Annotated in this window: 11 protein-coding genes; 7 read left to right on the plus strand and 4 right to left on the minus strand. The window is 74.2% G+C overall.

Annotated features, from left to right (window positions below; translation table 11 throughout):
* Window positions 1–2: 2 nt before the first annotated feature.
* Complete coding sequence (locus tag AC069R_RS18560) at window positions 3–2,462, minus strand: SpoIIE family protein phosphatase (protein WP_478767860.1); 2,460 nt, start codon at window positions 2,460–2,462, stop codon at window positions 3–5.
* A 178-nt stretch (window positions 2,463–2,640) separates the two neighbouring features.
* Here AC069R_RS18560 and AC069R_RS18565 point away from each other — a divergent pair, with 178 nt between their 5' ends.
* From AC069R_RS18565 to AC069R_RS18580, 4 genes are all read left to right on the plus strand, one after another.
* Window positions 2,641–4,290 (plus strand): penicillin-binding transpeptidase domain-containing protein, encoded by a 1,650-nt coding sequence (locus AC069R_RS18565; RefSeq protein ID WP_478767862.1) that lies wholly within the window; start codon window positions 2,641–2,643, stop codon window positions 4,288–4,290.
* 228 nt (window positions 4,291–4,518) lie between these two features.
* Window positions 4,519–7,401, plus strand: coding sequence for a lectin (locus tag AC069R_RS18570; RefSeq protein ID WP_478767863.1), 2,883 nt, complete (start codon window positions 4,519–4,521; stop codon window positions 7,399–7,401).
* Window positions 7,402–7,530: 129 nt separating this feature from the next.
* Complete coding sequence (locus AC069R_RS18575) at window positions 7,531–8,385, plus strand: SCO2400 family protein (RefSeq protein ID WP_478767865.1); 855 nt, start codon at window positions 7,531–7,533, stop codon at window positions 8,383–8,385.
* A 79-nt stretch (window positions 8,386–8,464) separates the two neighbouring features.
* Window positions 8,465–9,466, plus strand: a complete 1,002-nt coding sequence (locus AC069R_RS18580; protein WP_478767867.1) for an NAD-dependent epimerase/dehydratase family protein — start codon at window positions 8,465–8,467, stop codon at window positions 9,464–9,466.
* Between the two features lie 50 nt (window positions 9,467–9,516).
* Here AC069R_RS18580 and AC069R_RS18585 read toward each other — a convergent pair whose 3' ends face one another.
* Window positions 9,517–10,626, minus strand: a complete 1,110-nt coding sequence (locus AC069R_RS18585; RefSeq protein WP_478767868.1) for a sensor histidine kinase — start codon at window positions 10,624–10,626, stop codon at window positions 9,517–9,519.
* A 2-nt stretch (window positions 10,627–10,628) separates the two neighbouring features.
* Complete coding sequence (locus tag AC069R_RS18590) at window positions 10,629–11,465, minus strand: response regulator transcription factor (RefSeq protein ID WP_478767870.1); 837 nt, start codon at window positions 11,463–11,465, stop codon at window positions 10,629–10,631.
* A 113-nt stretch (window positions 11,466–11,578) separates the two neighbouring features.
* Here AC069R_RS18590 and AC069R_RS18595 point away from each other — a divergent pair, with 113 nt between their 5' ends.
* Genes AC069R_RS18595 through AC069R_RS18605 form a run of 3 tightly spaced genes read left to right on the plus strand, consistent with a single transcriptional unit; the run spans window position 11,579 to window position 13,640 of the window.
* The gene (locus AC069R_RS18595) at window positions 11,579–12,277 is read left to right on the plus strand and encodes a glycosyltransferase family 2 protein (protein WP_478767871.1); all 699 of its coding nucleotides are present in this window, start codon (window positions 11,579–11,581) and stop codon (window positions 12,275–12,277) included.
* A complete protein-coding gene (locus AC069R_RS18600; protein ID WP_478767873.1) occupies window positions 12,274–12,891 on the plus strand; it encodes a TIGR04282 family arsenosugar biosynthesis glycosyltransferase in 618 nt (205 codons plus the stop codon). The genes AC069R_RS18595 and AC069R_RS18600 overlap by 4 nt, the downstream gene beginning before the upstream one ends.
* Window positions 12,888–13,640, plus strand: a complete 753-nt coding sequence (locus AC069R_RS18605) for a class I SAM-dependent methyltransferase (RefSeq protein WP_478767874.1) — start codon at window positions 12,888–12,890, stop codon at window positions 13,638–13,640. The genes AC069R_RS18600 and AC069R_RS18605 overlap by 4 nt, the downstream gene beginning before the upstream one ends.
* 322 nt (window positions 13,641–13,962) lie before the next feature.
* Here AC069R_RS18605 and AC069R_RS18610 read toward each other — a convergent pair whose 3' ends face one another.
* Window positions 13,963–15,222, minus strand: coding sequence for a molybdopterin-dependent oxidoreductase (locus AC069R_RS18610; protein WP_478767876.1), 1,260 nt, complete (start codon window positions 15,220–15,222; stop codon window positions 13,963–13,965).
* Between the last annotated feature and the right edge of the window lie 72 nt (window positions 15,223–15,294).

The raw sequence follows: 15,294 nt of genomic DNA on the forward strand, positions 1-15,294 counted from the left end.
TACTAGGGGATCTCCTGCTCGGCCCAGATGATCTTGCCGTCGCCGGTGTAGCGGGCGCCCCAGCGCAGCGAGAGCTGGGCGACGAGGAACAGTCCGCGGCCGCCCTCGTCGGTGCTGCGGGCGTGCCTAAGGCGGGGCGCGGTGCTGCTGGCGTCGGCGACCTCGCAGGTCAGCCGGGAGTCGCGGAGGAGGCGGACGCGGATGGGCCCGGCGGCGTAGCGGATGGCGTTGGTGACCAGCTCGCTCACCAGGAGTTCCGTCGTCATGGCCAGCTCGCCGAGGCCCCAGCCGGTGACCTGGCGGGCGGCCAGGGTGCGGATCTCGCCGACGGCGGCCGGGTCGTCGGGGACGTCCCAGGAGACGGCGTGGTCGGCGCCGAGCGCGTGAGTGCGGGTCAGCAGGAGCGCGATGTCGTCGGGCTGGGGACCGGGGACGAGATCGCGTACGGCGGCGGCGCACAGCCTCCCGAGGTCCGGCTCGGGCCGGGCGAGTGCCTCGGCGAGCCGGGCCAGGCCGCGCTCGACGTCGTCGGATGCCTGGATGAGACCGTTGGTGAACAGGCCGAACAGGCTGTTTTCGGCCAGTTCGATCTCCGCGGCCTCGAAGGCCATGCCGCCCAGCCCCAGCGGGGGCCCCGCGGGGATCTGCGGGAAGTAGGCGGGGCCGTCCGGGGGGACGACGACGGGTGGCGGGTGGCCGGCGCGGGCCATGGTGCACCGCCGGGTGACGGGGTCGTACACGGCGTAGAGGCAGGTCGCGCCGGTGAAGGCCGCCGCGCCCCGGACGTCGGCGCCGCAGAAGCTCTCCTCGCCGCTCAGCCGCAGGACGAGGTCGTCCAGATGGGCGAGGAGTTCGTCCGGGGGCAGCTCCATGTCGGCGAGGGTCTGTACGGCGGTGCGCAGCCGGCCCATGCTCGCGGCGGCGCTGATGCCGTGGCCCACCACGTCCCCGACGACGAGCCCGACCCGCGCCCCGGACAGCGGGATCACGTCGAACCAGTCGCCGCCGACGCCGCCGGCCGAGTCGGCGGGGAGGTAGGAGGAGGCCACGTCCAGCGCGGTGCCGCCGGTCAGCGCCGGGGGCAGCAGGCTGCGCTGGAGGGTGAGGGCGGCGGTGTGCTCCCTGGTGTAGCGGCGGGCGTTGTCCAGGCAGACCGCCGCGCGCGCCACGAGTTCGCGGGCCAGCAGCACGTCGTCGGGGTCGAAGGGGGACGGGTTGGTGGTGCGGGCGAAGGTGGCGAGGCCGAGGGTGGTGTCGCGGGCCCGCAGGGGGACGGAGATCAGCGAGTGCATGCCGAATTCGCGGATGCGGTCGGCCCGCAGCGGCTCGGCGGTGGCCCAGGGTTCCTGCCGCGCGTCGAGGACCCGGATGAACAGCGGGTCGCCCTTGACGAGCGTCCTGGCGTCGTGCGGCGGGCCGAGGAACCCGACCCGGTCGCCGACCCGGTAGACGGCCTCGGGGCAGCCCTCGCGCACCGAGCGCAGGGCGGCGCGGCGCAGCATGGGCCGGGCGGGCGCGGCCCCGGCGTCGCCGGGCAGGCTCTCCGGCGTCTCGCCGCCGAGCACGGGTTCGAGCAGGTCCACGACCGCGAAGTCGGCGAAGCGCGGAACGGCGAAGTCGGCCAGTTCCCCGGCCGTGCGCAGCACGTCGAGGGTGGTGCCGATGCTGGTGCCTGCCTCGTTGACCATCGACAGGACGCGGCGGGCGGCCCAGCGTTCGGTGACGTCGAGGACCATGTAGCAGATGCCGGTGGCGGTGCCGTCGGCGTCCGCGAGGGGGAAGAAGGAGGTCGAGTAGGCATGTCCGCGGTGCGGGTCGGCCCAGCTCCAGCCGTGGTACTCGTAGTCGGTGACGGGCACGCCGGTGGCGAGCACCTTGCGCATCAGCTTTTCCAGGGCCTCCGCCTGCAATCCGGGCAGCAGTTCGCTCAGGCGCCGGCCGATGCGCTCCTCGCGGGGCACCCCGCCGAGCCGTTCCAGCGTGCCGTTCAGCCATACGTAGCGCAGTTCGCGGTCCAGGACGGCCATGCCGACCGGTGAGCGGGTGAGGAAGCCGTCGAGGACGGACTGGGCCACCGTCCACTGCTCACGCTCCTCGCGCGCCGACATCAGGAAGCAGTCCTGGCCGCCCATGCGGAAGACGGCCGAGACGCGCAGCAGGAGGTCGAGCGGGCGGCCGTCGCGGTGCCGGACCCTAACCGTGCCGCTCCAGCCGTTTCCGCCACGGCAGCGCGCCGCGATGCCGGCGGCGCGTGCGGGGTCCTCGGGCGCGGCGAGCAGGCGGCCGGCCGGGGCTCCGACCATCTCCGGCGCGGAGTAGCCGAGCAGCGCCTCGGCGCCGCGGGTCCAGCCGACCACCGCACCGTCCTGGGCGATCACCGCGGCCGCGTCCGTGGACGCGTCGAAGAGGTCCGCCGACCCCACGGACGTGGCTGCCGTGTCGCTCGTGCGCGATGGTTCCATCAGTCTCACTTTTACACCAGTATCGACTGGTTTAATCGTCCGAGAGCCGGGGAGAGGGGCGCCGCCGGGCCGACCGGTCCCGTCCCGCCGGATTTTTGAGCAGTCCCTATTGACGTTCCGGTAACGATCCCGCCGTAGTCGCCTCGTCACTTCATGGAACGTACATACGATCCAGCACATGAACAGAGCTGTGAAGATCGGCATAGCCGGTACGTCCACCGCGCTGCTCGTTCTGGGGGGAATAGGCACCTACAACCTCCTGCACGGGCTGACCGGTGGTACGGCCGACCGGGCGCAGGACACGGGCTTCGACCCGTCGGCGGCGTCGGACACACCGCCCTCCGGGCCCGAGGCGGTGAAGCTGGCCCGGTCGTTCCTGGACCACTGGTCCGGGCAGAACGTGGGCGGCGCGGCCGGTGAGACCGACGCGCCGGACGCGGCGGCCCCGGCCCTGCGGCAGTACAAGGACGGCCTGCGCCTGAAGAAGGTGACCTTCGACAACGTTCTCGCGGCCGGGCCGTCGAGCGTGACCGCCGGGGCCACCAAGGTCACCTTCACCGTCACCGCGCAGGTGGCGGGCGGGAGTTGGAGCTATCCCAGCGCGGTGGCCGTGCGCAAGAGCGACAACGGCGCGATGGCGGTGCACTGGAACAACTCGGTGCTGTATCCGGGCCTCGGGGACGACCAGTCACTGACCGCGGGCACGCTGCCCGCGGAAGCGAGCGACGCGAAGGTGGTGGCCGCCGACGGCAGGACGGACCTGTCGGGGTTCGACTCGCTGCGGGACATCGCGGCGACGATCCGGCAGAACGGCAAGGCCACCGGCGGCCGTCCCGGCACCGGTGTGGCCGTCGTGGACGCCGACGGGGTGGGCGTGAAGACGCTGAAGACCTTCAAGAAGGGCACCGCGCCGGTCGTCAGAACCACGATCGACGCCCGGCTCCAGACGGCGGCGGAGCAGGCGGTGAAGGACCCGCACCTCGGGGGCAGGCCCGCGGGGTCGGTGGCCATCGACTGGAGCAACGGGCACATCCTGGCGGTCGCGCACACGGGCGCGGACGGGGACATCGCCATCAACGGCATCAAGTCCCCCGGCTCCACCATGAAGATCATCACCTCGGCGGCCCTGTTCGACAAGGCGGGCCTGACCCCGGCCAGCCCGGCGCCGTGCACCGACTCCCTGATGGCCAACAGCCAGTTGTTCCACAACGACCCCGGCGTGAAGGCGAATCCGGGGTCCAATCTGGCGCAGGCCTTCGCCGTGTCCTGCAACACCTCCTTCATCAAGGACGGCTTCCACTACCTGGTGCACGACGGTGACGCCTCCGCCCTGCACGACGAGGCGGTGAACGTCTTCGGCATGGGCAGCTGGTCCATCGGCGGCGGGGTCGCCACCAGCGACCCGAGCATTCCGGAGGACGCGCAGGGCAGCGACCAGGCGGCCCAGTTCATCGGGCAGGGCCGGGTCGAGGCCACCCCGCTGTTCATGGCGTCCGTCGCGGCCACCGTGCGCGGCGGCGCCTTCCGGCAGCCCATCATCGTGCCGGGGCAGCAGCAGGCGAACGCGCCGCGGCCCATCACGCCCCGCACGGCCGGCTACCTCCAGTCGATGATGCGCGCGGCCGCCACCGGTGGCACCGCCGCACCCCGGCTGAGCGGCCTCGCCGGGGTCGGCGCCAAGACCGGCACCGCCGAGGAGGGCGACCACACCAACGGCTGGCTGACCGCGTACAACCCGCACATCGCGGTCGCGGCCCTGGTCGAGGGCGGCACCTCCGGCGTGGACTCCGCCGGTTATGTCGTACGACGCCTGCTGACGACCGACTGAGCGGCGCTCCCGGCCCGGTGGACGCCACCGGGCCGGAAGCCCTCCGCGATCTCGGCCGATTCCGGTGGGCCCGTACTTGACACCCCAGGGCCGGAAGGCTCAACGTTCCCGGACGTACGGCGTGTTGACCGCCGCCCCACCGAAACAACGTTGTCATGTGTCTCGTTGCGTCTCGTGAAGCCATCCGCTTCGGGCTGTTCAGCCTGCCGACGAAGGGACCTGGTCGCCATGGCACGACCGAGAGGACGGGGACTGCTCGCCGCCGGCGCCCTGCTGGTGGCGCTCGGGGCCGCCCCGGCCCATGCCGCGCCGGAGGCACCGGTGCCGGTCGCCGACCCGGCCGCCCTGGTGGACCCGTTCATCGGGACGGCCAACGCGGCCGACGACTTCCCCGGCGCCGACGCCCCCTTCGGGATGGTCCAGTGGAGCCCCGACACCCCCCACCGGCCCTATGGCGGCGGTTACGCGTACGGCGACTCCGCGATCACCGGCTTCAGCCTGACCCATATCGCGGGGCCCGGCTGCCGCGCCGCCGGTGACATCCCGGTGCTGCCGACCACCGGAGCACTCGACACCGGGGCCACGGCCGGCTTCTCGCACACGGCCGAGTCCGCCTCCCCCGGTTCGTACGCCGTCGATCTGGACAACGGGGTGCGCACGGAGCTGACCGCGACCACCCGCAGCGGCATGGCGCGGTTCACGTTTCCCGCGACGGACCGGGCGAACCTGCTGTTCAAGCTGATGGACAGTCAGGCGGGCGACTCGGACGTGCAGTTCGACGCCGTGGGCGACGACGAGGTGAGCGGGCAGGTCACCAGCGGCAACTTCTGCGGGATGCACAACGCGTACACCGTCTACTTCGACATGGTCTTCGACCGGCCGTTCACCGCGAGCGGCACGGTACCGGTCACCGCCGCGCCCGCCGCCCCCGCGACCGTCGCCCCGCCCAACGCCCCCGAGACCCCCAACCGGCCGGTGCCGCACGGCCGGCTGCCGCACTCCGGGCGCACCTTCACCCCGGCCGCGACCGGGAGCGACGGCTACGTCACCTTCGACACCACCGCGCACCGCACGGTCCAGGCCAAGGTGGGCCTGTCGTACGTCTCGGTGGCCGGCGCCGTGCGCAACCGCCGGGTCGAGAACCCCGGCTGGGACCTCGACCGGGTGCGCGACGCGGCGCACCGGGACTGGAACGCGCTGCTCGGCCGGGTGCGGATCGCCGGGGGCACACCGAGCCGGCAGACGGTCTTCTACACCGCGCTCTACCACTCCCTGCTGCACCCGAACGTGATCAGCGACAGCGACCGCCGCTATCCGGGCTTCGACGGCACCGTGCACACCGTGGACGCGGGGCACGGCGCGGCCTATGCCAACTACTCGGGCTGGGACGTCTACCGCTCCCAGGCCCAGCTGGAGGCGCTGCTCGCGCCGGGGACCGCCGCCGACACCGCGCAGTCGATGCTGGACGACTACCGCCAGACCGGCCTGTTCCCCAAGTGGTCGGAGAACAACGGCGAGACGCATGTCATGGTCGGCGACCCGGCGGACGGGATGATCGCCGGCTACTACGCCTTCGGCGCCCGGCACTTCGACGCCGCCGAGGCCCTGCGCGGGATGGTCCACGAGGCCACCGCCGCCAACGACAACCGGCCCGGCCTCGCCTATCTTGAGCAGCTGGGCCGGCTGCCCCGGAACGGCAGCTACGGCTGCTGCAACGCCTACGGGCCCGTCTCCACCACGCTGGAGTACGGCGCGGCCGACTTCGCGGTCTCCGCGCTCGCCGGCTCCCTCGGCGACCGCGCCGACCAGCGCCGGTTCGTGAACCGGGCACGCGACTGGCGCAACCTGTTCCACTACGGCACCGGCTTCCTCCAGCCGCGCGACGCCTCGGGCACCTGGACGGCGGGGTTCTCGCCGACCTCCGGGGCGTCCTTCGTGGAGGGCGACTCCTGGCAGTACACGCCGATGGTGCCGTTCGACGTGCACGGGCTGGCCACCGCGATGGGCGGCGCCGCGGCGCTGGCGAAGTTCCTGGACACCGACCTGTCCTCGCTCACCGGCGCCGGCGGGTACACCAATCTCGGCAACGAGCCGAGCCTCGACATCCCGTGGGAGTACGACTACATCGGCCTGCCCTACCGCACCCAGCAGGTGGTGCGGCAGGTCCAGGACCAGATCTGGACCGACGGCCCGGCCGGTCTCGCGGGCAACGACGACCTGGGCGAGATGAGTTCGTGGTACGTGTGGTCCGCGCTCGGGATGTACCCCGAGACACCGGGCACCGCCGATCTCGCCCTCGGCAGCCCCCTGTTCCCCCGCGCCCAGGTCACCCTCCCGTCCGGCCGTACCCTCACCATCGACGGCAAGGGCGCCGCGGACGACGCCCCGTACGTACGGTCGGCCACCTGGCGCGGCGCGGCCTGGAACAAGGCGTACGCCCCCGCGGGCGCCCTCACCACCGGCGGCACCCTCGCCTTCACTCTCGACACCGCACCCAACCCGGCCTGGGCGTCGGGCAGTTCGGCGGCCCCGCGCTCCTATCCGGGCGCCGAGGGCTACACCGACGTCGGCACCTCCGCCGACACCGCGTCCGACTCGGCCGACTTCGACGGCGCGGGCCACAGCTACTCGGCCGCCGCCCTCGCCGCCGCGGGCGTCACTCCGGGCGCCCGGCTCACGGTCGGCGGTGTCACCTTCACCTGGCCCAGGTCGGCGCCCGCCACGGCCGACAACTACCTGGCGAACGGCCAGACGCTGCGCGTGCGCGGTTCGGGCACGCTGTCCTTCCTGGGCGCGGCGAACAACGGCCCCTCCTCGGGCACGGCGCTCGTCACCTACACCGACGGCACGACCCAGACGGTGCCCGTCGGCTTCTCCGACTGGACGCTGAACGCCGGACGCGCCACCCCGCTGCCCGGCACCACCGTCGCGGTCACGACCCCCTACCGCAACCATGCCAAGGCCGCGCCCGAGAACGTCACCACGGACGTCTTCGCCACGGCGCCGGTCGCCCTCGCTCCGGGCAAGACGGTGCGCAGCGTGCGGCTGCCGTCCGATGTCGGCGGCGGTGGCCTGCATGTGTTCGCGCTGGGCTTCGGCTCCGGAGCCTGACCGGCTCGGAAGGCCGCACGACCGGCGGAGAATCTGCGCAGGAGTGACACACCGGCTGCACAGGGCCTTTCGAAAGCCCCGTTAGCGTGGCTGGCCGCTCGATCCTCCGTACGAGACCGGAAGAAGCAGATGGACTACTGCTCCGAGTGCCGCCGGCACCTCAACGGCGCGCTGGTGTGCCCCGGCTGCGGCGCCTACGCCCCGGACATCGCCCCGCCCGGCACCTGCGGATCCCCGGTGGGCGCCGCGGGGACGGCGAGCCGGGCTCCGGTGCCGGACGACGGGTGGTACGACGACCCGATATCCACCGCGCCGGAAAGCCCCGCGTACCAGCCGGAGTTCGAGTCGGCGTGGGCCCCCTCCCCCGGTGAACCGGACCCGCCCGCCGACATCGCGTCCGCGCCGCCGGTGCGTCAGGGCCGGGCCGCGCGCCGCAGGCAGTTGGCCCGCTGGAAGAAGAACCAGCGCCGGGCCGTGGTCGCCACCGCGGTCGCCCTCGTCGGGGGCGGGCTGACCCTCGCCTCGCTGGACCGGCACACCGCCGACCGCGCGCAGGCGGCCACGCCGCCGGACGACCGGGCCACGGGCACCGCACCACAGGACGAGGCGCCCGACCAGGCCCCCGACCCGTCGGCCCCGCCCGGCACGCACCCGGCCCGGCACTCCACCCCGGCGCCCCGGACACCGGACGGCACGAGCCCCGTACGGCAGGCCGTCACGACCCACCCCCCGGCGCCCGCGCACCCCCACCCGGACTCCGCCGCCCCCGCCACCCCGGTCACCCACCGCACCGCCGCGCCGACCCGCGCCACCACCCCCACACCCCCGGCGACCGGCCACACCACCCCACCGGCCCCCACCACGCCGTCCACCCCCGCCCCCGCGCCCTCCCCCACCACCGGCGGCTCCGGCGAGAGCACACCCCCCGCTCGCGCGTCGACCTCGCCGGAACAGCTCTGCGTGCTGGTGCTCTGCATCGGCTGAGCACCGGCACGCCTTACGGAGTCGTGACATGACCCGCGTTTTCCCGAGGCGTGGCGCGGGCCCCGTCTAGCGTGGCCGTATGCGTGTACTGGTCACCGGCGGCGCCGGGTTCATCGGTTCCCACATCGTCGAGGCGCTGCGGGCGCGCGGCCACGAGCCGGTGGTGTACGACGTCCGGGCGGACCCCGGCGCGGATGTGCGGGGCGCACGGGCGGTGGCGGCCGCGCTGGCCGGGGTGGACGCCGTGTGCCATCAGGCGGCGATGGTCGGTCTCGGCAACGGCGTCGCGGACGCCCCGGAGTACGTCTCGCGCAACGACCTCGGTACAGCCGTGCTGCTCACCGCGATGGCAGAGGCGGGCGTACGGCACCTGGTCCTCGCCGGGTCCATGGTGGTCTACGGCGAGGGCCGCTACACCTGCCCGGACCACGGTGCCGTACGGCCGGGCCCGCGCGCCGTGGCCGACCTCGACGCGGGCCGGTTCGAGCCCCGCTGCCCGGCATGCGGGGCCGCGCTGTCACCCGGACTGGTCGGGGAGGACGCCCCGGCCGATCCCCGCAATGTGTACGCGGCGACCAAGCTCGCCCAGGAGCATCTGGCCGCCGCCTGGGCCCGTGCCACCGGTGGCACGGCGGTCTCCCTGCGCTACCACAACGTGTACGGGCCGCGGATGCCCCGCGACACCCCCTACGCCGGAGTCGCCTCCTTCTTCCGCTCCGCTCTCGCCCGCGGTCAGGCGCCGCGGGTCTTCGAGGACGGCGGCCAGCGGCGGGACTTCGTGCACGTCCGGGACGTGGCGGCGGCGAACCTGGCCGCGCTGGAGGCCCAGTCCGCGCCGGGAGCCCTCACGGTGTACAACACCGGCAGCGGTGAGCCCCGTACCGTCGGCGAACTGGCACGGGCGCTCGCCGAGGCGTGCGGCGGCCCGGCACCGGTGGTCACCGGGGAGTACCGGCTGGGGGACGTACGGCATATCACCGCCGACTCGTCCCGGCTGCGGGCCGCGCTGGGGTGGCGGCCACGGGTCGGATTCGCGGACGGGGTACGGGAGTTCGCGCGGGCCGGGCTGCGGGAGGACTGAGCTTCCGGCTCCCAGGGCCTCTCTTTCGGATCTCGGCGGGGTCGCGGAGCCTAGCGCGCGGCGGGCAGGGTCACCTCGAAGCGGCAGCCGCCGGGGATGTTGCGGACGGTGGCCCGGCCCCGGTGGGCCTCCACGATGCCGCGCACGATGGCGAGGCCGAGGCCCGCGCCCGCGGGGGGTGTCCGGGCGTCGGTGCCGCGCCAGCCGGTGTCGAAGACGCGCGGCAGGTCCTCCTCCGGGATGCCGCCGCAGCCGTCGGTGACGGACAGCACCACGCCCTCGTCGGTGCGTTCGGCCGCGACGGCGACCGTGCCGTCGGCGGGGGTCCGGCGGATGGCGTTGACCAGCAGATTGCCCAGCACCCGGCTCATCTCCCGGCCGTCCACCTCCACCGGCACGGGTGCGACGCCCTCGCCCACCAGCCGCACCCCGTGCTCGCGGGCCAGCGGGTCGGCGCCGGCCAGCGCGTCGCCGACCAGGTCGTACAGGGAGATCCGGGCGAGGCTCAGGGAGAGGGTGCCCGCGTGGATGCGGGAGAGTTCGAAGAGGTCGCCGACCATGCCGTCCAGGCGTTCCACCTCGGCGCGGATCTGCCGCAGATAGCGGTCGGGGTCGGCGGCCACCCCGTCCTCCAGGGCCTCGGCCATGGCGCGCAGTCCGGCGAGCGGGGTGCGCAGATCGTGCGAGATCCAGGCGACCAGTTCCCGCCGGGACGCCTCCAACGCCCGCTCCCGCTCGCGGGATTCGGCGAGCCGGGCACTGGTGGCGGCCAACTCGCGGCTGAGTTCCTCCAGTTCGGCGGTCGCGGGTCCGCCGGGTGCGGCGAAGGCACCGCCGTCCCCGAAGGAGCGTGCGGCGTCCGCGAGTTCGCGGCTGCGGGCGACCACCCAGCGGCCCAGCAGCAGGGCGGTGGCCAGGGAGACGACGGCCGCCATGGCGACGACGGTGGTGACGGCGGTCAGGTCGTGCGGGGACAGGAACATCGCCCAGGCGACGGCGAGGGTCCCGGCGAGCATGGCGAGGACCCCGACGGCGGCGACGACGGTGAGGGAGGCGGTGAGCGAGCGCCGCCGGATCAGCCGCAGCACGCCCGCCCCGGCGAGCCCGGTGGCGGCGGCCGCGGCGAAGGCGTACAGGGCGATGAGGAGGAGGTCGCGCACGGTCAGTCCTCCGCGCCGTCCGGCTCGAAGCGGTAGCCGACGCCCCAGACGGTCCGGATCAGCCGGGGCCGGGCCGGGTCGTCCTCGACCTTGCCGCGCAGCCGGCGGACATGGACCGTGACGGTGGACAGGTCGCCGAAGTCCCAGCCCCAGACCTCGCGCATCAGGTCCTCGCGGGCGAAGGCCCGGCCGGGGTGGCGCAGGAAGAAGGCGAGCAGGTCGAACTCCCGGAGGGTGAGGGAGAGTTCGCGGCCGTTCTTGGTGGCGCGGCGGGCGTCGGGGTCGAGCGCGAGACCGGCGGCGGCCAGCCCGTGCCCGATGCCCCCGGTGGCAGCGGGGCGGCTGCGGCGCAGCACCGACTCCACGCGGAGCACGAGTTCGCGGGGGCTGAAGGGCTTGGTGACGTAGTCGTCGGCGCCGACCTCCAGGCCGAGGATCCGGTCCTCCTCGTCGCCGCGGGCGGTGAGCATGATGACGGGCACGGGCCCCTGTTCCCGCAGCCGCCGGCACACCTCCAGGCCGTCCATGCCGGGCAGCATCAGGTCGAGGACGACGAGATCGGGCCACCGGTCACGGGCGCGGGCGAGTGCGGTCGGGCCGTCGTCGGCGCGGTCGACCGTGTGGCCGGCGCGGTCCAGGTATCCGGCGACGACCTCGGAGACGGTGGGGTCGTCGTCCACGACCAGGATCCGGGCGCGGGCTGCGTCCCGGTCCCGCCCTCGCGCCTGGTCGTCCGTGTCGCGTACCCGGTCGTCCCTGTCGCGTACCGGGTCGTCCGTGCCTCGTACCAGGTCGTCGTCCGTGGTGGGGGCCCGGTCGGGCCCGTACTGCGCTCGCATGCCCCAAGCGTCCCACCGCCCGCGGCGAGCGGGCGCGGCGGCGGGTGCGGTGTCCGCGTTTCGTAAGGACCGACAGTCCGTTATGCCCGGTTCGCGTTCGTAGGGTGAGAGGCATGACGATCTCTTCTCCGTCCGTCGACGTGGTGTTGCCCTGTCTGGACGAGGCCGAGGCCCTGCCCTGGGTGCTCGGCCGGATCCCGGCGGGCTGGCGTGCTCTCGTCGTCGACAACGGCTCCAGCGACGGCTCGGCCCGCATCGCCCGGACGCTGGGCGCCACCGTGGTGGACGAACCGCGGCGCGGCTTCGGTGCCGCGTGCCATGCCGGGCTGACCGCCGCCACGGCCGGCATCGTGTGCTTCTGCGACTGCGACGCCTCGCTGGACCCGGCCCTGCTGGTGCCCTTCGTCCAGCGGATCCAGGAGCGCAGGGCCGATCTGGTGCTGAGCCGCAGGCGCCCGGTGGCGCGAGGGACCTGGCCGGTGCACGCCAGGGCCGGGAACCTCGCGCTGGCGCGGATGCTGCGCCGCCGCACCGGTCTTCGGCTGCACGACCTGGGGCCGCTGCGTGCCGCCCGGCGCGAGGCGCTGCTCGGGCTGGGTCTCACGGACCGGCGCAGCGGGTACCCGCTGGAGATGGTGGTACGTGCCGCCGACGCCGGCTGGCGGATCGCCGAGTACGACGTGCCGTACCTCCCCCGCACCGGTACCTCCAAGGTGACGGGGACCTGGACCGGTACCTGGCAGGCGGTGCGGGACATGCGCCGGGTGCTGACCGAGGCCCCGGCCCGCGCCCGGGAGAGGACGGCGCAGTGACCACCTTGCTCGTCATCGCCAAGGAGCCCCGTCCCGGCAGGGCCAAGACCCGGCTGACTCCGCCGTTCAGCCCGCCGGAAGCGGCGCGGCTCGCCGAGGCGGCGCTCGCCGACACCCTGCACGCCGTGGCGCGGACACCCGCGTCCCGGCGTGTCCTCGTGCTGGACGGGACACCCGGCCCCTGGCTGCCGCCGGGCTTCGAGGTCGTACCGCAGTGCGCGGGCGGCCTGGACGAGCGGCTGGCGGACGCCTTCGCGCACTGCGCCGGACCCGCGCTGCTGATCGGCATGGACACCCCGCAGGTCACGCCGGAGCTGCTCACGGTGGACTTCACCGACTGCGACGCGTGGCTGGGCCCGGCGCGGGACGGCGGGTTCTGGGCGCTGGGGCTGGCCGAGCCCGACCCGGCGCTGCTGCGCGGCGTCCCCATGTCCACGCCCGGTACCGGCGCCGCGCAGCGGGCCCGGCTGACCGCCGCCGGGCTGCGGGTGCGTGACCTGCCCCGGCTGCGGGACGTCGATGTCGCCGCCGATGCCCGGGCGGTCGCCGCGCTGGCTCCGCGCGGCCGGTTCGCCGCCGAGATGGCCCGCTGCGCCGCGGGGCTGCCCCGATGAGCGGCTCGGTCGCCTGGGCCGCCGCCGACCCGTACGCCACCGCGCTGCGCACCGGCCGGGGCCCGCTGTTCCTGCGCCGGGTCGACGGCTGGCTGCTGCCGCTGGAGGTGGAGCGCTGGTGCGGCCGGGCCGATGCGGTCGACCTCGCGGTGCTGGACCGCTGCGAGGGCACCGTGCTCGACGTCGGCTGCGGGCCGGGAAGGCTGGTGGCGGAACTCGCCGCCCGAGGCCGTCCCGTGCTCGGCATCGACGTCAGCGACGCGGCCGTGGCGCACACCACGGGGCTCGGCGGTCCGGTGCTGCGCCGCTCGGTGTTCGAGGCGCTGCCCGCCGAGGGCCGCTGGGGCACCGTGCTGCTGATGGACGGCAACATCGGCATCGGCGGGGACCCGGCCGCGCTGCTGGAGCGGGTGGCCGCGCTGCTTCGGCCGGGCGGTCTGCTGATCGCGGAGACCGTGCCGGTCGACGTCGATGAACGCGCTCACGTCGAGGTGGTCGACGTGAGCGCGGGGCCGGGCGCCGGCGGTGCCCCGTTCCCGTGGGCCCGGCTCGGCACCCCGGCCCTGCTGCGCCATGCGCGCCGGGCCGGGTGGCGGCGCGTCGCTCACTGGGGCGCGGGCGGCCGGTGCTTCGCCGCCCTGCGCACCCGCCACGCCAGCAGCACGGCGGAACCGCCGAACAGTACGGCGGTGATCAGCAGCCAGCGGGTGAGGAAGCCGTCCGGCGACAGACCGGTCGCCAATCGGTAGCGCTCGGCCGTCATACCGCTGATCAGAGGGAACCACACGAGGAGCAGCAGCGCGGACAGCACGGCCGGGCCCCGTACGCAAGGGGTCCAGCCACGCCGGCCGGCCGCCGCGAGACCGTGGGTCACCGCCCGGTCGGCCGCCGCGTACAGGGGCACCAGCACGAGGTCGTGCAGCAGGGCGGCGCCCACGATCCACAGCGCCACCGCGCGCCAGTCGCCGGCCAGCAGCCGGATCCCGGCATAGGCGGCGAGCACGAAGGAGCAGGCGAGCAGCAGCAGTTGGAAGGGACTGCCGAGCGCGAGGCGCATCCGGCGGGGCGTCATCACAGGGCTCCGAAGGTCAGCCGGGCTACCCATTTGGTGTTGAGCACACCGGGTGCGGCGGGCACGATGATCCGCGCCGGGTGGCCGTGGTCGGGGGACAGTTCCTCGCCGTTGACGTACAGGACGAGCAGGGCGCGCGGATCGGCCACCTGGTTGGCGCGCAGGGCCGCGCGGCGGAAGGCACCGTGTCGTTGCAGGGACTCCACCAGCACGTCCGGCGGATCGCCGTCGTAGCCGACCAGCGCGGCCAGGTCGCGCAGCCGTACCCCGCGCCACCACTGGTCGGCGGTCGACCAGCCCTCCACGCAGGCGATGGGCAACGAGGCGCTGTGCAGCGGCAGTCGGAGCAGCTCGGCGCGGCTGAGGCGGACGGTGCCGGTGCGGCCGGTGACGACGAGCCGCCAGGCGTCCTCGTGGGTGTCGGCCGTGGTGATCCCGGCGTAGGCGGCGGTCTTGTTGATCTGGAAGCCGTTGGGTCCGCCGTTCGGATCGGCCGTGCCGTGGGGTGCGAGCAGGGCGGCACGGCGGAAGGGGCCGCCGAGGCTCTGTCCGACCGTGGTCAGGAGCAGCAGCAGCGAGCCGCCGCCGACCAGTCCGAGAGCGCCGCGCCGGCTGACGGTGGGCGGAGCGGGACGCGGGGCGACCAGGGTGTCGGGGGCGGGCGTGCCGCCTTCCTCGGGTTCGCCGCGCAGCCGCCGTCGTACGGTGCGCAGCGCCTTGGGCGTCTTGAGCGCGGCGTGGGCGGCGAAGGCCGCGAAGAATACCCAGGCGCCGTAGAAGTGCAGCGGGTAGAAGGAGCCCGGAAAGACGTAGTCCAGCTGGATGTTGAGCACGCCGGTGGTGAACTCGAACAGGCCGCCGCCGACGAGCAGCAACAGGGAGACGCGTTCCAGGCCGTGGGCGACGGAGCGGGCCGGGGGCAGGGTGAACAGCCGGGGCACCACCGACCACAGCTTGGCCAGCAGGACGGGGATCAGGGTGATCCCGAGGGTGACGTGGACGCCCTGGGTGAGGCGGTACAGCCACACGGGGTCGGTCGGCCAGGCGAACAGGTAGAAGCCGAGCAATCCCTTGTCCGGCGTCGTGTCGTTCACGGGGGACAGGTTCGGGTTGTAGGCGGCGTACGACACCAGGCCGGTCACGAACAGCACGGTGACGCCGGCGAGAAGGACGAGGCCGAGCACCGAGGTGAACCACGGGCCGCGCAGGGGGCTGCGCCAGAAACCCGGTGAGCTGGGGAGGCGGTCTTGGTCGCGCATGTGCCGACCGTAAGCCGCAAGACGTCCGGGACAGGCGGTACGACCGGTGACGAAACCCTGACGTCCGGCCCG

Source organism: Streptomyces sp. NPDC043952 (assembly GCF_056435325.1).

Coding starts and splice junctions, on each gene's coding strand:
- AC069R_RS18560 (WP_478767860.1), bottom strand. CDS start 2,462: ATGGAACCATCGCGCACGAGCGACACGGCAGCCACGTCCGTGGGGTCG.
- AC069R_RS18565 (WP_478767862.1), top strand. CDS start 2,641: ATGAACAGAGCTGTGAAGATCGGCATAGCCGGTACGTCCACCGCGCTG.
- AC069R_RS18570 (WP_478767863.1), top strand. CDS start 4,519: ATGGCACGACCGAGAGGACGGGGACTGCTCGCCGCCGGCGCCCTGCTG.
- AC069R_RS18575 (WP_478767865.1), top strand. CDS start 7,531: ATGGACTACTGCTCCGAGTGCCGCCGGCACCTCAACGGCGCGCTGGTG.
- AC069R_RS18580 (WP_478767867.1), top strand. CDS start 8,465: ATGCGTGTACTGGTCACCGGCGGCGCCGGGTTCATCGGTTCCCACATC.
- AC069R_RS18590 (WP_478767870.1), bottom strand. CDS start 11,465: ATGCGAGCGCAGTACGGGCCCGACCGGGCCCCCACCACGGACGACGAC.
- AC069R_RS18595 (WP_478767871.1), top strand. CDS start 11,579: ATGACGATCTCTTCTCCGTCCGTCGACGTGGTGTTGCCCTGTCTGGAC.
- AC069R_RS18605 (WP_478767874.1), top strand. CDS start 12,888: ATGAGCGGCTCGGTCGCCTGGGCCGCCGCCGACCCGTACGCCACCGCG.
- AC069R_RS18610 (WP_478767876.1), bottom strand. CDS start 15,222: ATGCGCGACCAAGACCGCCTCCCCAGCTCACCGGGTTTCTGGCGCAGC.